The sequence below is a fragment of the Sphingomonas sp. CCH15-F11 genome (assembly GCF_001557005.1).
Classification (GTDB): Bacteria; Pseudomonadota; Alphaproteobacteria; order Sphingomonadales; family Sphingomonadaceae; genus Sphingomonas.
This window is the reverse complement of record NZ_LSKG01000134.1, coordinates 22,437-41,483: the sequence shown is the minus strand read 5'-3', so window position 1 is coordinate 41,483 and position 19,047 is coordinate 22,437. Positions and strand designations below refer to the sequence as shown.

Genomic DNA, 19,047 nt, shown 5'->3' with positions numbered 1-19,047 from the left:
GGCATGATCGAGGTGGTACGCGACGCCGCAGCGATGGTCGCAGGCATGGACCCGTGGCTCGATGAACGCGTGTTCGTCTTTGCCACCTCGACCGATCCCGGCCTGAGCGCGCGAGCCGCCCCCGTCGCTATCGGCATGTTCATGGAGCCGGAGGGGTGCTCCTTCATCCTGACGGCGGATGCAGCGAGCGACCTGGGTTTTGCGATCGACCAGCCGATGCGCTGCATCTCGTTGAGGGTCTATTCGGCCCTGGACGGGGTGGGCCTGACGGCGGCGGTCGCGTCGGCGCTCGCCGCGCGCGACATTCCGTGCAACATGGTCGCGGCGTTCCATCACGATCATGTGTTCGTACCGGCGGCGGCGGCCGACGAGGCGATGGTCGTGCTCCGCGCGCTGCAGCAACGGGCCGGCGAGGCAATGACCGGGTGACGGCGCGTGACCCGACGGGACGCATGTGCGATTGGGCTGGCGTCGTCATCGTCTAATTGATAATCACTCGCAGCATGAATATCGCAGCTCCCGTCACCGCGTCGGTCCCGCTCGCCAGCATCGCGCGCGACGCCGCCGTGACGATCGTCGCGATCGACTGGACGGCGCTGTCGCCACCGGAGGCGAAGCGGCTGCGCGAATTCGGCTTTGACGACGGTGTGGGGGTAACCCTCATCCAGCGCGCAGGCTGGCTGGGCGGGCCGCTTGCCGTTCGCGTCGGACGCATGGATGTCGCGCTGCGCCGCCACGTCGCGGCGGCGATCCGCGTCGCGCCCGTCGCCGCCTGAACCCCGCCGATGAACCCCGCCCCTCTGATCGCGCTGGTCGGCAATCCCAATTCGGGCAAGAGCGCGCTGTTCAACGCCCTGACCGGCGCTCGGCAAAAGGTCGGCAACTATCCCGGCGTGACCGTCGAGCGTCATTCGGGCCGCATGGCGCTGGGCGACGGCCGGCCGGCCGAGCTGATCGACCTGCCCGGTACCTATAGCCTCGATCCCGCCAGCCTGGACGAGCGCGTGACGCGCGACGTGCTGCTCGGGCGCCAGCCGGGCGAGCGGCTGCCCGACGCGCTGCTGGTCGTGCTGGATGCGGCCAATCTCGACAATCATCTGCGCTTCGCGCTCCAGCTAAAGGAACTTGGCCTGCCGGTCGTCGTCGCGCTCAACATGGTCGACCTGGCCAAGCGCGACGGGCTGGTGCTCGATCCCGACGTCATCGCGCGCGAGCTCGACGTGCCGGTGGTGGCGACGGTGGCGGTGCGCAAGCGCGGGCTGGATGCGCTGCGCGATGCGCTGGCCGAACGCGTGCGCGCCGGGCCGGTCCGGACGCGCGTCGACCTGGACGAGGGCAGCCCCGCGCTCGACATCCGCAGCTATCAGTCCCGCGCCCGCGCCATCGCGCGCGCCGCGATCGTCTCCGAAACCCCGGTGCGGCGCTGGACCCAGCGGCTCGACCGCATCGTGCTCCATCCGGTCAGCGGCCCGGTGCTGCTGGTCGTCATCATGTTCGTGATGTTCCAGGCGGTGTTCGCCTGGTCAGAGGCCCCGATCGGCTGGATCGAGGGGGGACTGGCGATCCTGTCCGAAGCGGTGGCCGGCGCGCTGCCCGCGGGGCTGCTGCGATCCGCGATCGTCGACGGCGTGCTGGCCGGAGTCGGCGCGGTCGTCGTCTTCCTGCCCCAGATCCTGATCCTCTTCGCCTTCATCCTGATGCTGGAGGCGTCGGGATACATGGTGCGCGCCGCGTTCCTGATGGACCGGCTGATGGCGGGCGTCGGGCTGTCGGGGCGCGCGTTCATCCCGCTGCTGTCCTCCTTCGCCTGCGCGGTGCCGGGCATCATGGCCACGCGCACGATCAATGACGAAAAGGAGCGGCTGGCGACGATCCTGATCGCGCCGCTGATGACCTGTTCGGCGCGGCTGCCCGTCTATACGATCATCATCGGCGCGTTCATTCCCGATCGGGCGGTGGGGCCGGGCATCGGGCTGCAGGGACTGGTGCTGTTCGCGCTCTATATCGCCGGGATCCTGGGTGCCTTGATCGCCGCCCTGCTGCTGCGCCGGACGGTGGCGAAGGGCGCGTCATCGGGATTCATGATGGAGCTGCCCAAATATCAATGGCCGCGGCTACGCGATCTGGCGCTCGGATTGTGGCAGCGCGCCAGCATCTTCCTGAAGCGCGCGGGCACGATCATCGCGGCGACGACGATCGTGCTGTGGGCGCTGCTCAGCTTCCCGCAGGCCCCCGCCGGTCGCGCGCAGGTGGAATATTCGCTCGCCGGGCGGATCGGCTCGGCGATCGAGCTGGTCGTCGCGCCGATCGGGTTCAACCGCGACATCGCGCTCGCGCTGCTGCCGGCGATGGCGGCGCGCGAAGTCGCGGTGGCGGCGATCGGCACCGTCTATGCCGTCGACGATGCGGAGGGCGAGGCCGGGCAGGCGACGATCCGCGAGAATCTGGCGCGGCGCTGGAGCCTGCCGACCGCGCTCGCCTTCCTCGCCTGGTTCGTCTTCGCGCCGCAATGCATCTCGACCATCGCGGTGGCGCGGCGCGAGACCAATGGGTGGCGCTGGCCGGCGTTCATGCTTGGCTATCTGTTCGCGCTTGCCTATGCGGCAGCAGGGGCGACCTACTGGATCGCCAACATGCTCGGACTTTAAGGAGGGACAGATGGCCGGCAGCGTCAACAAGGTGATCCTGGTCGGCAATCTCGGCCGCGATCCCGAAAGCAAGTCGTTCCAGAATGGCGGCAAGGTCGTGAACCTGCGCATCGCCACGTCGGAAAGCTGGAAGGACCGCAACACCGGCGAGCGCAAGGAGCGTACCGAATGGCATTCGGTCGCCATCTTCAACGAGAATCTGGCCGGCGTCGCCGAACGCTATCTGCGCAAGGGCAGCAAGGTCTATATCGAGGGCCAGCTCGAAACCCGCAAATGGCAGGACCAGCAGGGCCAGGACCGCTACACGACCGAAATCGTGCTGCGCCCCTATACGGGTACGCTGACCATGCTCGACGGCGCGCCCGGCTCCGGCGGGGGCGGTGGCGGCGGCTTTGGCGGCGGCGCGCGCGGCGGCGATGACTGGGGCGGCGGCGACGAATTCGCCGGTCAGTCGTCCGCACGGGGCGGCGGCGGTGCGCGCGGCGGCAGCGGCTTTGGCGGTGCCCCGGCGGGCGGCGGCTTTCCCGACGACCTGGACGACGACGTCCCGTTCTGAATGACGGTTCGACCATCGCAGGATACTTCGTTCGCGTGCGGCTTCCGCTCACGCGCTGGCTGAGGCGTTGCGGAACCGTAGATTTCAGAAGCCCTTGGCCTGCCACGTCCCCGGAACGCAGGGTAACGGTGGAACCGGTCGTCGCGGGTCAAAAATTGCGGGTGACGCATCGAAATTGCAAGCTGATCCGGGCACGACCCTACGGAAGCGAACGACCTGTTCATTTTTTGGACAGCTTGTTGGTTTTTGCAGTCACGTTTGGTCGTTCGGCAGCCAAAAGCGCGATAAATCAAACGCCGAAAATGCAAAAATGAAGCAGATCGCGCAACTTTTCTTTATTTGCTCAAAACCCGAATTAACGTAGTGAATACTACAATTCTGGGTTTTCAGGTCGCGCCGGTTTCTTCAAATTTGTTGCGCTGATCGGGACTTCTATCACGGATACGGCAAGGCATAGCGCCTTGAAGCGGCGCCCGCGCGTCGTGCGCCCGAGCCGTCGAACTGCGCCCGGCAGCTCGCAAGAAAGGAAACAGGGCGTATGATATCCATCACAAAGCGCTACCGCGGTACGCGGCGGTCGTTCTGGTCGGCGGTCGCGCTTGCAACCGCGCCGATCGCATTCGCCGCCGTCGGTACCGTCGTCATCTCCAATGTGAGCACCGCGCCCAAGCCGGTCGATGCCGGGCCGGACCAGACGATCATGCTGCCGACCAACGAAGTCACGCTGATCGGCACGATCAATGGGGTCAGCGCGCGGTGGGTGACCCGCGCCGGCGCAGAGCGCTCGACGGTAATCTCGCCCAATTCGGCGACGACCCGGATCGTCTTTGCCAGCGAGGGCACCTACAAGTTCGAGCTGCAATCCTTCGACGCGCGCGGGCGCAAGATCGGCAGTGACAGCGTCAAGGTATTTGTACAGAAGGCGAGCACCGCGACCACCGGCTGGCGCGAGCGCATCCTGAATGCCGACGGCAGCATCAACGCGGCGGAATATCGCTACGTCGCCAGCAACATCAACACCGACGCGATCATCGACTATCGCCTTGGGCCGAAATATGCCGATTTCGACCATAGCGGCGAAGCGCCCGCGCCGACGCTGTGGGGACCGGACCAGACCGGGCAAGGCCTGTGGCCTTTTGGCTCACAACCCACCAACAATCCCGGCGAGCCGGAAAAATGTTTGCCGCCCGAGCGTCAACCGGGCAGCGATCAGGAAGAACTGGCGCGCGGATTGAAGGGCGGCGGCTGGCTGATCGGCGGTCAACTCGCCTTTGTGCCGGAAGCGCCGAGCGATCCCAATTATCGCTATGGCATCAGCAATGTTCGCACCGCCGACGGCGCCTATTTCGATACTGGCGGGCTGTGCATGCGGATGATCGCGGCGTGGAACCCCGACTGGTGGAACCGTGGCAACATCGCAACGCCTGCCCAACCCCAGATCCGCAACCTTGTCGCCGAGCGGCGCCCCGATCTGCCACTTGTGCCCGTCGCGATCGCACGCGGTCGTGCGAATGCCAGCCAGGTCAGCTTTGCTGCGTTCAAGGACGGCACGATCGCGCCGGTGGTTGTCGGCAACAGCGATCCGGAATTTTTCGACGACACAGCCATACGCCTGCCCGCAGGGATGGTCCCGACGGCGATGGCGGTGACGCCCTATAACGAGTTCTTGGTCGTCAGCGTGTGGGATACCAACACGGTATCGGGCAAGCTCGCCTTCATCGCACTGAAGCCGCGACAGATGGCGAACGGCGCGCCATGGCGGACGCCCTATACGCGCTGGTACTGGGGCACGCCTGGTGCCTGGACCAATCGCGGCATGAAACTGCTCGGCTTTACCGATCTGCCCTTTGCGGCACCGACCAGCGTCGACGTTTCCAACAACCTCGTGCTTGGCAATCCGCGGGGGTATGGCGACAATGCCGAACCGGCGCGCGGCGACCTGTCGCTGCCGTCGGCGCGCAAGCTCTGGAGCAGCATCGAGCCGATCTACTCGGTGGGTGGCAATCAAGAACTCGGCATCGAAAACCCGCAATGGAGCCAGCTGCCGTCGTCGGGCTACGCTGTTGTCGCCTCGCGGGCGGAGAACAAGGTCTCCTTCGTCGATATGACGCCGCTCTACCAATATTATCGGCAAATGTACCTGACGACGCAGGCGAACTTCGACCAGACGGTCGATCAAAGCACGACCGATCCCAACAAGTGGCCGTTCACCTTTGCAGTCGCGGCCTCGCAGCGTCCGGTTGTCGTCACGACATTGGATGTGCAGCAGCCGACGTCGGTCAGCGCGGGAGTTCAAGCCAACGGCACTTTCGGTGACCGCAGCAACTATTATTTCGAATATTTCCAGCGCAGTCCCAAGGCCGACTGGTCCGGGGTCGAGCCCGAACGCTATATCGCGCGCAGCCGCGCCTTTATCGCATCGATGGATGGAACGGTGCGCATTTTCAACGTCCAGGGTCTGAACCTGTTCGGTTCGCCCGTGGGCCGAACGGTGCCGGCACAGCCGCTTGGCCAGTTCCAGGCCGGACGTAACCCCCGCTTTGCCTATGTAAATTCGACCGCAACCGCATCAGACGATCTGTGGCTGATCAGCCGTGGCGATCGCCGCGTGACGTTCGCGTGGCCGACCGGTGATGTCCAGTATTCGTTCACCGACAGCCGTTTGGTGGATCCCGTCGGTGGCTCCCTCTCGATCAACCTCGCCGGCTATGGCGGCCGCGGTCCGGGATTAGCGACTTTCGCGCACTTCATCTCAATCCTCGATTATAGCGGGAAGTCGATCATCACCTATGGCGTCGAACCGCGACGGGAGCGCGGCGGGGGGACACCGGAAATCTACCCGTTCCGCAGCCCGACCGGACCTGTTGACGTTCTGTGGGGATCGACCGTCCGATTTCCCGGCAAGCCGTTCATGATCGACGGCGAAGAGATCATCTGATCCCCCGCAACTTCGAACCGCCCGGTGGCCTTTGTGCCGCCGGGCGATTTTTCATCGCGTCCGGCGCGTGATGATCAGCCGATAAAGCGCCAGCAGCGCGATCGCACCGACCGTCGCCGCCACATAGGTGGCGATTTGTCCCCGGATCGCGATGCCCGCGGTTCGCGCCAGAAAGCCCGCCAGCAGCGCGCCGACGATGCCGACGATGATCGTGACGATCACGCCGCCCGGGTCCTTGCCCGGCATGATCAGCTTGCCCAGCCCGCCGGCGATCAGGCCGATCAGCAGCCAACCCAGAAATCCCGGCTCCGCCATCATGATCCCCCCCTCCCAGTCGCTTTTCCCCATAGCCGGCCCTGACCCCTTCCCGCCCGCGTCGCGGCAGGGGCTCTTTGCGGCTACCCCCGAAGTGTCGCTGCAAAGTGACGCAAAATCAACATATCGGCATGCAAAGCGACATCCAGTCTTGAGCCCAGTGACTTATTTCTATAACACAGCGCGGGATAATGAAGACGGACCGTAACGGTGCCGCGACGGAAAGTGCCGCAGATGAATTACGAATCACGCGCGACGGCCGGCGGGGCGCCGCATCTGGAATTTGACGGCGAGCTGCCGCCGCGTCGCAGTCGCCGCCTGCGCTGGATCATCATCGGCGTCGTCGTGCTGGCAGCGGCGCTCGGCGCATGGTTCGTGCTGGGCGGCAAGGGCGAAGACGGCAAGGGCGCCGCCGGCAAGGACGGCGCGGGCGCGGCGGACGCGCAGATTCCGACGATCAGCTATGTCGTGCCCGGTCGCGGCGCAGTCGAGCGGGTCGTGTCCGGCACCGGATCGCTGGCGGCGCGGCGCGAGTTGCCCGTCGGCGAAGCGGGCGAGGGCGGTCTGGTCCGCGCCGTGCTGGTCGAGGCGGGGCAGTGGGTCGGTGCGGGACAAGTGCTGGCGACCGTCGACCGTTCGGTCCAGACGCAGTCCGCCGACGCGCTCGAGGCGCAGATCCGGGTGACCCAGGCCGATCTGGAACTGGCCGAGGCGGAACTGCGCCGCGCCCAGCAGCTGGTCGATCGCGGCTTCATCTCACGCGCCGACATCGACCGGCGGACGGCGACCCGCGACGCTGCGCGCGCCCGGGTGCGCGTGGCGCAGGCGCAGCTGGCGGAAACGCGTGCGCGCAACGTCCAACTCGACATCCGCGCGCCCGCCCGCGGGCTCGTCCTGTCGCGTTCGGTCGAGCCGGGCCAGATCGTCTCGCGCGGCAGCGGTGTGCTGTTCCGCATCGCCAAGGACGGCGAGATCGAGATGCAGGTCCAGCTGAGCCAGGCCGATCTCGCGCGCGTGCGCGTCGGCAGCAGCGCAGAGGTCACGCCCGCCGGCAGCACCCAGAGCTTTGCCGGGCGGGTGTGGCAGGTTTCGCCCATCATCGATCCGCAGACGCGCCAGGGCATTGCGCGCGTCACCGTGCCTTACGATCGCGCGCTGCGCCCCGGCGGCTTTGCCACCGCGCGGATCGTGGTGGGTTCGACCAGCGCGCCTTTGCTGCCCGAATCGGCGGTACTGAGCGACGACAAGGGCAATTTCGTGTATCTGCTCGATCGCAAAGATGAAGCGGTGCGGCGCGCGGTGACGGTCGGCGAGGTGTCCGACAACGGCGTGTCGATCGCATCGGGCCTTGATGGAACCGAGCGGGTGGTGCTGAGCGCGGGTGCGTTCCTGACCCCCGGTCAGAAAGTGAAACCCGTGGCGGTGAAGCCGGAGGCTGAGGCGGGACGATGAATTTCAGGAACATCTCGGCCTGGTCGATCCGTAACCCGGTTCCGCCCATCGTCCTGTTCGTGGCGCTGACGATCGCCGGGATCGTCAGCTTCATGCGCATGGACGTGAATCAGGATCCCGATCTCGATTTTCCGATCGCCATCGTGGTGATCAATCAGCCGGGCGCCGCGCCGACCGAGCTCGAGAGCCAGGTCACCCAGCGTGTCGAGGCGGCGGTGCGCAGCCTGCAGGGCATCGACGAGATCAATTCGACCGTCACCGAGGGCCAGTCGCAGACCGTCGTCCAGCTCAACATCGGCACGCCGATCGACCGCGCGGTCCAGGACGTGCGCGAAGCGATCAACCAGATTCGCGGCGACCTGCCCGACGGCATCCTCGAGCCGCAGGTCTATCGCGCCAACACGACCGACAACGACATCGCCAGCTTCACCGCCATCGCCACCGACATGACGCTGGAGGAGCTGAGCTGGTATGTCGACAATGCAGTGGCAAAGGAATTGCTGGCAGTCCCCGGTTTGTCGGCGGTCGACCGCATCGGCGGCGTCAATCGCGAGATTCGCGTGCTGCTCGACCCCACCAAGCTCCAGTCGCTGGGGCTGACCGCGACCCAGGTCAATCAGCAGCTGCGCCAGATCAACTTGAACGCGGCCGGCGGTCGTGCCGAAATCGCGGGCTCCGAACAATCGGTGCGCGTGCTCGGCAATGCCGCAACCGCCTATGAGCTCAGCCAGACACAGATCGCGATCGGCGGCGGCCGGACCGTCCGGCTCGCCGACATCGCCGACGTGCGCGACGCGTTTGCTGAGCTGCGTTCGGCCGGGCGCTATAATGGGCAACCGGTGCTGGCGTTCGACATCCGCCGGTCAAAGGGCGCGTCGGACGTCACCGTCTTCCACGAAGCCGAAGCCAAGCTGAAGGCGCTGCAGGAACGCAACCCGAAGGTCCGCTTCGAGGTGCTGTTCAACAATGTCGAATATGCCGAGGCCCAGTATCACAGCGCGATCGATGCGATGATCGAAGGCGCGCTGCTGGCGGTGGTCGTCGTGTTCCTGTTTCTGCGCGACTGGCGCGCGACGGTGATCTCGGCGCTCGCCATCCCTCTCTCGGCCATTCCCTCCTTCTGGTTCATGGACCTGCTGGGCTTTTCGCTCAACCAGATGACGCTGCTGGCGCTGAGCCTGGTGGCGGGCGTTCTGGTCGACGATGCGATCGTCGAGATCGAGAACATCGTGCGCCACATGCGGATGGGCAAATCCGCCTATCAGGCGTCGATCGACGCGGCGGACGAGATCGGCCTGGCGGTGCTGGCGACGACGATGGCGATCGTCGCGGTCTTTCTGCCGGTTGCACTGATGCCGGGCATTTCGGGCCAGTATTTCAAGAATTTCGGCCTCACCGTCGTCGCGGCGGTGCTGATGAGCCTGGCCGTCGCGCGGCTGCTGACGCCGATGATCGCGGCCTATTTCCTCAAGTCGAAGGGCCACGCCACCCATGGCGAAGGACCGATCATGGACCGCTATGTCGGCCTGCTGCGCTGGTCGCTCGACCACAGCCGCGCGACGGCGTTCGCGGCGCGTGGCGGGTGGCTGCGCAGGCTTGCGTCGATCGCGCTCGATCATCGCGTCTGGATCATGGGGATCGGCGCGCTTGCGCTGGGCTTGACCGCGGTCATGTTCGTGGTGCTGCCGAGCACCTTCCAGCCGCCGGAGGACCGTGACAACGCGACGGTCACGGTCGAGATGGTGCCCGGCACCACGCTGGCCCAGACCGATGCGGTGGTGCGGCGGGTCGAAGCGCTGCTGGAAAAGCAGGACATCGTCACCGCCACCTACGCGCGCACCTTTGTCGGCAACGGTCGCGTGACCGCGATGCTGTCGAAGGACCGCGACGTGACGAGCGTCGAGTTCGAACGCGCGCTGGCACCCGAGCTGAACAAGATCGCCGATGCGCGCGTGTCGTTCCGGTCGCAGTTCGGATGGGGCAGCAGCGGTCGCGATATCACCATCACGCTCGGCGGCGAGGACCCCGTCCTCCTCAACCAGACCGCCAACAAGCTGGTCGAAGAGATGTTGACCCTGCCCATGCTGGTTGCGCCGCGGGTGTCGGGCGACTTGCAACGGCCGGAAATCGTCATCACCCCGCGCATGGACCTGGCCGCCAACATGGGTGTCACGACCCAGGCGCTGTCGAGCGCGATCCGCATCGCCACACTGGGCGACATCGACCAGAACAGCGCGCGTTTCAGCCTCAGCGATCGCCAGATTCCGATCCGCGTCGCGCTCAGCGAGGACTCGCGCCAGCGCCTGTCGACCATCCAGAATCTGCCGGTGCAGACGCAAAATGGCGGGTCGGTGCCGTTGTCGGTGGTGGCCGATATCGGCTTCGGCGCCGGGCCCACGCGCATCGAGCGCACCAACCGCCAGCGCAAGCTGCTGGTCGGGGTCGACCTTGCCCCCGGCGTGATCAGCGGCGACGCGCAAAAGGCGATCCATGAGCTGCCGGTCTTCAAGAACCTGCCGCTCGGCGTCACCGAGCTGCAGCAAGGTCAGTCGAAATGGTTTGCCGAGCTGATCCAGAATTTCATCATCGCGGTCTTTTCGGGTCTGTTCCTGGTCTTCGCGGTGCTCGTGCTGCTCTACAAGCGCGTGATGCCGCCGTTCGTGAATATGGGATCCCTGCTGCTCGCGCCGCTGGGGGGGCTCCTGGCGCTGTGGGTCAGCGGGCATGCCATTTCGCTACCGGTCTATATCGGTCTGCTGATGCTGCTCGGCATCGTCGCGAAGAACTCGATCCTGCTGATCGACTTTGCGCTCGAGGAATTGAACAAGGGCGTGGACAAGGTGACCGCGATCATCGACTCGGGTCACAAGCGCGCGCAGCCGATCGTGATGACGACCGTGGCGATGGTCGCCGGCATGGTGCCGACCGCGCTTTCGCTCTCGGGCGATTCGTCCTGGCGCGCCCCGATGGGCGTGACCGTGATCGGCGGCCTCATCTTGTCGACGCTGCTGACGCTGGTGATCGTGCCCGCGTCGTTCAGCCTGGCGATCGCGGTCGAACGCTGGATCGGGCCGCGTCTGTCGCGCCGCCTGCTCAGCTATCGCCCCGGCGACGACGGCTCACTCGTGCCGCCGACGATCGAGCACGAGCCGGGCGGGGGCCGGATCGGCTATCGCCCGGGCACAGATGACGCGCACCCGGCTGAATGACATTGCTGGTGCTTATATACAGGTTACGCATGTTCCCGTTAGTTTCTGGACCGAAGGAGACATGACGTTAGAACTGCTCTGCTCTTGATTTCGATCTTCGCTGCATCTTCGGTTGGTACGGGAATGTTGCTGGAGCAAAAAGCACAACGATGCTCGGCTGCAGAGTGGATCTGGGACACGCTTGTTCAGGACATCGGGTGTTCGTACACGGACAATTGATATCCGGCGACCAGTGGTAACGAAAAACCCGCGGGGTTACGGACAAGTCGGTCCGGAACCCCGCTTGTTTTTTGTCGCATGGGGCCACGCATTCGCGTAGCGCAGAACCGCCAGGTGAACTTATTTTGTTCACATGATTTGGCTGTCGGGTTTGATCTGCTGTGCGCGTGCTAGTTTTAGGTGACCAACGTCCGCCACCCGCCCTTGTGCGGATGCGCTTGATCGCGACCGGCCTGCTGGTCGCGATGGCGGCGACCTTCTTCGTCGCGCGCGCATTCCAGGACGCGCACCCCGCCTGGGGTTACATCCAGGCCTTTGCCGAAGCGGCGATGGTCGGCGGGCTCGCCGACTGGTTCGCGGTCACCGCGCTGTTCCGCCGCCCGCTCGGCCTGCCGATTCCGCACACCGCGATCGTGCCGCGCAACAAGGACCGCATCGGCGACACGCTTGCGGCATTCCTGAAGGATAACTTCCTGATCCCCGGCGTGGTCGCGCGGCGGATGCGCGACGTCGACGCGGCGGGCGCGGTCGGGCGCTGGCTGACCGATCGCGATGGTCGTACGCTTGGCGGGCGACTGCGGCGCGGGGCGGCGCGCCTTGCGGTCGACCTGCTCCAGTCGCTCGATCAGGAGCGGCTGGGCCACATGGTGCGCGGGGCACTTTCCGGCCAGTTGCGCCAGCTCGACATCGCGCCTTTGCTCGGCCAGCTGCTCGACGCGGCGATTCGCGACGGTCGTCATCAGCCGCTGCTGGACGGCGTCATCCGCTGGGCGGCGCGGGTGCTGGAGGCCAATGATGACGTGATCCGCGCGATGGTGCACGAACGCGCCGGATCGATCCTGCGCTGGACGGGGCTGGACGAGACGCTGGCCAACAAGATCATCGCGGGGCTGGAGCGCCTGGTCCACGACATGGCCGACGATCCCGGCCACCCCCTGCGCGCCAAGGCGGAGGAGGGGCTGGAAAAACTCGCCTCCGACCTTCAGTTCGACGCCGAGATGCAGGCAAAGGTGGCACGCCTCAAGGCGGAGCTGCTTGACAATCCCGCGCTCGGCCGCTGGTGGCAGGGCGTGTGGGAAACGATGCGTGCCGCGCTGCTGCGCGTCGCGCGCGATCCCGATGCTCTGGCCGCGGGGCAGCTGGGCGGCGCGATGCGCCAGCTCGGTGAAACGCTCCAGTCCGATCGCGCGCTTGCCCGCATGGTCAACCGGCTCGTCCGCCGCGCGATGGTCGGCGCGGCGGCGGACTATGGCGACGGCATCGTGCGGCTGGTGTCGGACACGGTGCGCGGCTGGGACGCACGCACGATCACCACCCGGTTGGAGCATGCGGTCGGGCGCGACCTTCAATACATCCGGGTCAACGGTACGCTGGTCGGGGGATGCGTCGGGATCGTCATCCATGCCGCCGACCTGTGGCTGTGATCGACGCGCCGCATTGCCGATGATTGCGCCCCGGGCCGCGCAATACCTTGCCGCGACGCCGGAAATAAACGATGGAAGGCGGCAATGAAGCCCGCCGATTTCGTTCTCGATCCGTCGGATGAAGCCGGCAGCATCCGTTTTTCGGGTGACCTGTCGCTGGCGAGCATCGGCGACCTGCCCGAACGGCTCGCCGCACTGCCCGACAAGGTTGCCCGCATCGACATGACCGGGATCGACCGGATCGATACGGTCGGGGCGTGGATCGTCCACCGCTTCGCCCGCGACCAGTCGGCCGAAGTCGTCGGGCTCGGGCCCGATGGCGCGCACCTGCTCGAGCAGGTCGCCGCCGCCGATCACAAGGTCGCGATGAAGCCCGACCAGCTGCCGCCGGTGCTGCGCGTGCTCGACGAACTGGGCGCGGCGGTGATGGGCGCGCTGACCACGCTGGTCGGGCTGCTCGGCTTTCTGGGCGCGACGGCCATCGCCTTTGCCAATGTGGTCCGCCACCCCAGCCGTTTCCGCTTCAACGCCACGGTGCACCGGTTCGAGGTGGTGGGCGTCTCCGCGCTCGGCATCATCGGACTGATGAGCTTCCTGATCGGCATCGTCATCGCGCAGCAGGGCGCCGTCCAGCTGCGGCAATTCGGCGCGGAGGCGTTCACCATCAACCTGGTCGGACGGATCACACTCAGGGAACTCGGCGTGCTGATGACCGCGATCATGGTCGCGGGGCGATCGGGCTCGGCATTCGCGGCGCAGATCGGCACGATGAAGCTGACCGAGGAAATCGACGCGATGCGCACGATCGGCGTGTCGCCGATGGAGGCGCTGGTCGTGCCGCGGACGCTGGCCGCGGTGCTGATGATGCCGTTGCTCGGCTTCTATGCCTCGGTGATCGCGATCATCGGCGGTGGCCTGCTGTGCTGGATCTCGCTCGACATCCCGCCGGTCATCTTCATCCAGCGGCTGCGCGAGGTGGTGCCGATCACCGACCTGTATGTCGGGCTGGTCAAGGCGCCGGTGTTCGGCGCGATCATCGCGATTGCCGGCTGCTTTCAGGGGATGCTGGTCGAATCCGACGCCGAGCAGGTCGGCCTGCGCACCACGTCGGCGGTGGTCCAGGCCATCTTCCTGGTGATCGTGCTCGATGCATTCTTCGCGGTCTTCTTCACCGAGATCGGCTGGATATGAGCGGCGAATCGGTCATCTGCGTGCGCGGCCTCAGCAACGCCTTTGGCGAGCAGACGGTGCACGAGAACCTCGACCTCGACGTGCGTCGCGGCGAGATTCTGGGCGTGGTCGGCGGATCGGGGACCGGCAAGTCGGTGCTGATGCGGTCGATCATCGGGCTGCAGACCCCGGTCGAGGGCGTGATCCGCGTGTTCGGGGAGGAGACGATCGGCCGCGAGGAAACCGAGGCGATCGAGATCCGCAAACGCTGGGGCGTGCTGTTCCAGGGCGGCGCCCTGTTTTCGACACTGACCGTCGCCGAGAATGTCCAGGTGCCGTTGCGCGAATTCTACCCCAAGCTCAATCAGGCACTGCTCGACGAGATCGCCGGGTACAAGGTGGTGATGACCGGCTTGCCCGCCGACGCGGGACCCAAATACCCGTCCGAGCTTTCGGGTGGCATGAGGAAGCGCGCCGGCCTGGCGCGCGCGCTGGCGCTCGACCCGGAGCTCCTGTTTCTGGACGAACCGACCGCGGGGCTCGACCCGATCGGGGCGGCCGCGTTCGACGAGCTCACGCTGTCGCTCCAGAAGACGCTGGGCCTGACCGTCTTCCTGATCACCCACGACCTCGACACGCTCTACGCGATATGCGACCGCGTCGCGGTGCTGGCCGACAAGCGCGTGATCGCGGTCGGCACGATCGACGAACTGCTGGCGCTGGACCATCCGTGGATCCAGGAATATTTCAACGGCCCGCGCGGACGCGCGGCGGTCGCCACCAACGAAGCGGCCGCGCTGGCGGCCAAGGCATGAGGGGCTGATGGAAACCCGATCGAACCATATTCTGGTCGGCAGCGTCGTGCTGATCCTGCTCGCCGTGCTGGCGCTGTTCACCGTGTGGATCGCGCGGCTGAACGCCGCCAGCAATCGCGAATACGACATCTTCTTCAACCAGGCGGTCGACGGGGTGAACAAGGGGTCGGTGGTCGCCTATTCGGGCGTGCCGTCGGGACAGGTCGAGGAAATCGCGCTTTACAAGCCCGATCCCCAGCTGGTCCGCGTGCGGATCAGCGTGAACGAGGACGTGCCGGTGCTGGAAGGAACGACCGCCAGCGTCCAGGGCAGCTTTACCGGGGTCAGCACCATCCAGCTCGACGGGGCGATCAAGGGCGCGCCGCCGCTGCGCTGCCCGGAGATCAAGCCCGAAAGCGCCTGTCCGCTCGGCGTTCCGGTCATTCCGACGAAGCGCGGCGGGCTGGGCGCGCTGCTCAGCTCCGCGCCGCAGCTGCTCGAACGGCTGAGCACGTTGACCGAGCGGCTTTCCGAATTGCTGTCCGACCGCAACCAGAAATCGATCGGGAACATCCTGGCCAACACCGACCGGCTGACCGATGCGCTGGCCGACCGCGGACCCGAAATCGCCGCGACGCTGGCCGAGACGCGGGTCGCGCTGCAAAAGGCGGGAATGGCGGCGGACGAGATCGGCAAGCTTGCCGGCACGACCAATGGCTTGCTCAGCAATGATGTGAAGCCGGTCGTGGCCAACCTCAATCGCACGGTGTTGTCGGCCCAGAAGAGCATGGACTCGCTCGACGCCGCGATCAACGACGCGCGGCCAGGGCTCCAGGCCTTTTCCAAGAAGACGATCCCAGAGGTCGGCCAGCTGGTCCAGGATCTGCGCCAGATGTCGGCGGCTTTGACCTCGGTCGCCGAAAAGATCGATCGCGAGGGCGCGGGCTCGATCCTGGGCCAGCCCGAGCTGCCCGACTACAAGCCAAGGAAGCAAGGCGCGCAATGAAGAAACTGGTCCTCATCGCCCTGATCCCGCTCGCCGCGTGCGTTCGCTTCGGCGCGGAGCCGCCGCCGGCGCTGATGACGCTGACGCCCGCCGCCGCGGTGCCGGTCGGGCGTGAGCAGAAGTCCGCCGACGCGCGTACCGTGACGCTCACCGTGCCGGTGGTGCCCCAGGAGCTGGCGGTGACGCGCGTGCCGGTGCGGTCGGCGGGGACCCGCGTCACTTATGTCAAGGACGCGCAGTGGGTCGAGCCGCCGGCGCGGATGTTCGCGCGGCTGCTCGCCGATACCATTACGGCGCAGACGCCGCTCGTCGTGCTGGGCGCGCGCCAGTTCCAGGTCGATCCGGGCGCGATGCTGTCGGGCGAGCTGCGCAGCTTCACCATTGATGCCGACACGCAGGAGGCGGTGGTCGTCTATGACGCGGCGCTGATCCGCGAAGGGGTCGCCGGCGTGGAAAAGCGCCGCTTCGAGGCGCGCGAGCCGGTGACCGCGGTCGAGGCCGACGCCGTCGGCACCGCGCTCAATACTGCGGCGAACCGCGTGGCGAGCGACGTCGCGACCTGGCTTTCCCGCTAGCCACGTCGGGTGTGCGGCATCGTGCCCACACGCTTTGAACGCGGGTGGCCGTGCAATCGTTTGCATGTCCCGTTGATTGGCGTTAACTAGCACGCCTCATGACAAGAGCGGTTCATCAAGACCGCTGTGTATCCGGGAGTGAGTATATGCGTACGACCCTTGGCCTCAGCTTTCGCGCGCTTTTGCTGGTCGGCTCGACCCTTTCCGTTGCCCCCGCTTTCGCTCAGGTCGGTCCGCCGTCATCCGAAGCCGGATCGACCGCGACCGAAGATGCATCCCAGGCCGATGCGCAGGGCGGCGAAGACATCATCGTCACCGGCACGACGACCCGCAACCGTCCCCTGATCACCGCCTCGGCCGACATCACGCTGGCCGATCGCGAGGCGATCGACCGCCGTGCGCCGCGATCGACCGCCGACCTGCTCGAACTGGTGCCCGGCGTCTTCGTCGAGGGGACGGGCGGCGAAGTGTCGAACAATTATTCGGTCCGCGGCCTTCAGGGCGGCGGCCAGCGTTTCGTCCAGCTCGAAGAGGACGGGTTGCCGATCATCTATAATGGCGGCGGCGCCGACTTCTTCTTCTCCCAGGACTTGACGATCGACCGGCTCGAAGCAGTGAAGGGCGGCTCGTCGGGCGTGCTGACTGTCAACGGCGCGGGCGCGACGATCAACTTCGTGTCGCGTCGCCTGGCCTTTGACGAGCCCGAGGGGATCGCGCGGGCGACGGCGTATAATTACGGGCTGCTGCGCGGCGACTTCTATTACTCCGCGCCGCTGCTGGCCGACAAGCTGGCGTTCAGTGTCGGGGGCTATCTCCAGACCAGTCCCGGCGTGCGCCGCAACCCGTTTAATTATGAGGGCTGGCGGCTGAAGGGTGCGCTCGAATATCGGTTCGACGATGGCGGTTTCGTGCGGCTGAGCGCCAAGGGCGGCGACCTGAAGACCGTGTTCTACGCCGGCCAGCCCTATGCGCTGAACGACGGCGAAGTCGGCGCGGTCGCGGGGCTTGACCCGCAGTTCGACCATATCGGCGGCAGTTCGTTTGCACGGATCCAGGCCCCGGTGTCGACCTTTGTCGACCCCGACGGCTTCCGCGAGTTCAATTTCACCGACGGCGTGCAGATCAAGACCGCGCAGGTCCGCATCGATTTCGAAAAGCCGCTGAGCGACAGTTTCGAGATTTTCGGCCGCGCGCGCTATCTCGATTTGTCGTTCGACTTCAACGGCCTGTTCCCCGGATCGGGCACCGGCAATGCCGGCCTTGCCAGCGCGGTCGAATATCTGACGCCGGGCGCGGGCTCGCCGATCAACGGCCTGCTGACGCTCGGCCAGGCCGCGTTCCCGACCGCGACGCGCTTCGGCATCCGCAGCCGGACCAGCGGCGTCGTGCTCGGTTCCAATCAGGTTGCCGAACTCAACGCGCTCAACGGCAACGGCTTCCTTCAGCAGACCACGCTCAACCACGATTTCCAGGAAGGGCATGATTTCGGCCTCAATGCCGGCGGTCGCTGGGCGTTCGAAAGCGGCGCGATCAAGAACTCGCTGACCTTCGGCGTGCTCTACTACGATGTCCGCCGGTTCCAGAACCAGTCGGCGACCGCGACCGCGCTCAACGACGTGCGCAACAACAGCAATCTCTATGACGTCGTCGCGCTGGATGCGAACAACAACGTGATCGGGTCGCTGACCGACAACGGCCTCGTGTCCTATGGCAACTGGGGCGCGGGCATCCGCGAGCGCACCGACGAATCGGTTTCGCTCTACCTCAACGACGAAATCCAGATCGGCGAGCGGCTGCGCATCGACGGCGGTATCCGCTGGGAATTCCTCGACTCGCGCTTCGACGATGGCAATGCGGCGGCAGTAAATCAGCCGGTGCCCGCCGGTCTGGGGGGAGTCGTGCGCGACGTCGGCTCGACCTTCAACGGCACGTTCACCACGCGCACCGACAGCAAGGACGCGATCGCGTGGACGGTCGGCGCCAATTACCTGCTGACCGACAACCTGGCGGTCTATGCGCGCTATGCCGACGGGTTCCAGACCAACAATGTCGATCCGATCACCCGGGTCGAGCTGTATGAAATCGGCGCGCGCGTCGAATATGGCCGGCTGTTCAGCGGGTCGGTCACGCTGTTCCAGACCAATTTCAATGACCAGTTCTACAACTTCATAGATCCGCTCGATCCGACGCGCCAGACCGCGTTCCTCGCCGACCTGAGCACCCAGGGGGTCGAGATCGATGCGATGGTGCGGCCGACCGACTGGTTGTCGGTCAACTTCATCGGGGTTTTTCAGGATCCGACGCTCGACAATCTCAGCCTGAACGGGGTGGCGCAGCCGACATTCGACGGCAATCGCCCCGAACGGACCCCGTCGCAGCTCTGGACGATCACACCCACCGTCAAGCTTCCCAACGGGGTGGGTGAAGCGTTCGTGCGCTACAAATATATCGGGCGCATCTTTGCCGATTCGGGCAACGGCGTCGCATTGCCGGGCTATGGCGTGACGGGTGTCGGCCTGACGCTCAACCTGACCGACCGGTTGCAGCTCGCGCTCAATGCCGACAATATCTTCGACGAAATCGGCCTGACCGAAGGCAATCCGCGCCAGGGCCAGACCCAGAACGCCGATTCGGGCTTCTTCTATGCGCGCGGCATTGTCGGACCGACCTATGGCGGCACGCTGACGATGCGGTTCTGATCGCCGGGGGCGCGCGAGCGCCCCCGACCGGAACGTGGCAGC

14 protein-coding genes are annotated in these 19,047 nt (G+C 66.0%); 13 read left to right on the top strand and 1 reads right to left on the bottom strand.

All coding sequences use genetic code 11. The features are described from left to right. Positions 1-3 precede the first annotated feature (3 nt). The 5 genes from AX709_RS12960 (at position 4) to AX709_RS12940 (ending at position 6,142) form a co-directional block, all read left to right on the top strand. On the top strand, positions 4-429 hold the full coding sequence (locus AX709_RS12960) for an ACT domain-containing protein (RefSeq protein ID WP_066480736.1): 426 nt from the start codon (positions 4-6) through the stop codon (positions 427-429). A 74-nt stretch (positions 430-503) separates the two neighbouring features. Next, positions 504-776 (top strand): FeoA family protein, encoded by a 273-nt coding sequence (locus AX709_RS12955; RefSeq protein WP_066480737.1) that lies wholly within the window; start codon positions 504-506, stop codon positions 774-776. Positions 777-785: 9 nt separating this feature from the next. Then, entirely contained in the window at positions 786-2,648 is a 1,863-nt protein-coding gene (gene feoB / locus AX709_RS12950) for a ferrous iron transporter B (protein ID WP_066549864.1), read from the top strand. 10 nt (positions 2,649-2,658) lie between these two features. After that, positions 2,659-3,204, top strand: coding sequence for a single-stranded DNA-binding protein (gene ssb / locus AX709_RS12945; protein ID WP_066549862.1), 546 nt, complete (start codon positions 2,659-2,661; stop codon positions 3,202-3,204). 538 nt (positions 3,205-3,742) lie between these two features. After that, on the top strand, positions 3,743-6,142 hold the full coding sequence (locus AX709_RS12940; RefSeq protein ID WP_066549857.1) for a PKD domain-containing protein: 2,400 nt from the start codon (positions 3,743-3,745) through the stop codon (positions 6,140-6,142). A 51-nt stretch (positions 6,143-6,193) separates the two neighbouring features. Here the strand turns inward: AX709_RS12940 and AX709_RS12935 are convergent, their stop codons facing one another. Further along, on the bottom strand, positions 6,194-6,460 hold the full coding sequence (locus tag AX709_RS12935; RefSeq protein ID WP_156454266.1) for a GlsB/YeaQ/YmgE family stress response membrane protein: 267 nt from the start codon (positions 6,458-6,460) through the stop codon (positions 6,194-6,196). Between the two features lie 231 nt (positions 6,461-6,691). Between AX709_RS12935 and AX709_RS12930 the strand changes: the two genes are divergently transcribed. The 8 genes from AX709_RS12930 to AX709_RS12895 all read left to right on the top strand — a co-directional run bounded on the left by AX709_RS12930 (position 6,692) and on the right by AX709_RS12895 (position 19,005). Further along, the gene (locus tag AX709_RS12930; protein WP_066480854.1) at positions 6,692-7,909 is read left to right on the top strand and encodes an efflux RND transporter periplasmic adaptor subunit; all 1,218 of its coding nucleotides are present in this window, start codon (positions 6,692-6,694) and stop codon (positions 7,907-7,909) included. Continuing rightward, positions 7,906-11,118 (top strand): efflux RND transporter permease subunit, encoded by a 3,213-nt coding sequence (locus tag AX709_RS12925; RefSeq protein ID WP_066549854.1) that lies wholly within the window; start codon positions 7,906-7,908, stop codon positions 11,116-11,118. Before AX709_RS12930 ends, AX709_RS12925 begins: the two co-directional genes overlap by 4 nt. A 431-nt stretch (positions 11,119-11,549) precedes the next feature. Then, positions 11,550-12,761 carry a DUF445 domain-containing protein gene (locus AX709_RS12920; RefSeq protein ID WP_066549852.1) on the top strand — a complete coding sequence of 404 codons (1,212 nt, stop codon included), beginning with the start codon at positions 11,550-11,552 and terminating at the stop codon, positions 12,759-12,761. An 84-nt stretch (positions 12,762-12,845) separates the two neighbouring features. Next, positions 12,846-13,952: an ABC transporter permease gene (locus AX709_RS12915; RefSeq protein WP_066480752.1), complete on the top strand. Its 1,107-nt coding sequence runs from the start codon at positions 12,846-12,848 to the stop codon at positions 13,950-13,952. Continuing rightward, positions 13,949-14,746, top strand: coding sequence for an ABC transporter ATP-binding protein (locus AX709_RS12910; protein WP_066549849.1), 798 nt, complete (start codon positions 13,949-13,951; stop codon positions 14,744-14,746). Before AX709_RS12915 ends, AX709_RS12910 begins: the two co-directional genes overlap by 4 nt. 7 nt (positions 14,747-14,753) lie before the next feature. Further along, positions 14,754-15,731, top strand: coding sequence for an MlaD family protein (locus AX709_RS12905; RefSeq protein WP_066480754.1), 978 nt, complete (start codon positions 14,754-14,756; stop codon positions 15,729-15,731). Continuing rightward, on the top strand, positions 15,728-16,306 hold the full coding sequence (locus AX709_RS12900) for an ABC-type transport auxiliary lipoprotein family protein (protein ID WP_066549847.1): 579 nt from the start codon (positions 15,728-15,730) through the stop codon (positions 16,304-16,306). Before AX709_RS12905 ends, AX709_RS12900 begins: the two co-directional genes overlap by 4 nt. A 146-nt stretch (positions 16,307-16,452) precedes the next feature. Further along, positions 16,453-19,005 (top strand): TonB-dependent receptor domain-containing protein, encoded by a 2,553-nt coding sequence (locus AX709_RS12895; RefSeq protein ID WP_197419117.1) that lies wholly within the window; start codon positions 16,453-16,455, stop codon positions 19,003-19,005. Positions 19,006-19,047: the final 42 nt, after the last annotated feature.

Bases quoted from the DNA above. Each gene is read 5' to 3' on its own strand.
- AX709_RS12960 (WP_066480736.1), top strand. From the start codon at position 4: ATGATCGAGGTGGTACGCGACGCCGCAGCGATGGTCGCAGGCATGGAC.
- AX709_RS12955 (WP_066480737.1), top strand. From the start codon at position 504: ATGAATATCGCAGCTCCCGTCACCGCGTCGGTCCCGCTCGCCAGCATC.
- feoB (WP_066549864.1), top strand. From the start codon at position 786: ATGAACCCCGCCCCTCTGATCGCGCTGGTCGGCAATCCCAATTCGGGC.
- ssb (WP_066549862.1), top strand. From the start codon at position 2,659: ATGGCCGGCAGCGTCAACAAGGTGATCCTGGTCGGCAATCTCGGCCGC.
- AX709_RS12940 (WP_066549857.1), top strand. From the start codon at position 3,743: ATGATATCCATCACAAAGCGCTACCGCGGTACGCGGCGGTCGTTCTGG.
- AX709_RS12935 (WP_156454266.1), bottom strand. From the start codon at position 6,460: ATGATGGCGGAGCCGGGATTTCTGGGTTGGCTGCTGATCGGCCTGATC.
- AX709_RS12930 (WP_066480854.1), top strand. From the start codon at position 6,692: ATGAATTACGAATCACGCGCGACGGCCGGCGGGGCGCCGCATCTGGAA.
- AX709_RS12925 (WP_066549854.1), top strand. From the start codon at position 7,906: ATGAATTTCAGGAACATCTCGGCCTGGTCGATCCGTAACCCGGTTCCG.
- AX709_RS12920 (WP_066549852.1), top strand. From the start codon at position 11,550: ATGCGCTTGATCGCGACCGGCCTGCTGGTCGCGATGGCGGCGACCTTC.
- AX709_RS12915 (WP_066480752.1), top strand. From the start codon at position 12,846: ATGAAGCCCGCCGATTTCGTTCTCGATCCGTCGGATGAAGCCGGCAGC.
- AX709_RS12910 (WP_066549849.1), top strand. From the start codon at position 13,949: ATGAGCGGCGAATCGGTCATCTGCGTGCGCGGCCTCAGCAACGCCTTT.
- AX709_RS12905 (WP_066480754.1), top strand. From the start codon at position 14,754: ATGGAAACCCGATCGAACCATATTCTGGTCGGCAGCGTCGTGCTGATC.
- AX709_RS12900 (WP_066549847.1), top strand. From the start codon at position 15,728: ATGAAGAAACTGGTCCTCATCGCCCTGATCCCGCTCGCCGCGTGCGTT.
- AX709_RS12895 (WP_197419117.1), top strand. From the start codon at position 16,453: ATGCGTACGACCCTTGGCCTCAGCTTTCGCGCGCTTTTGCTGGTCGGC.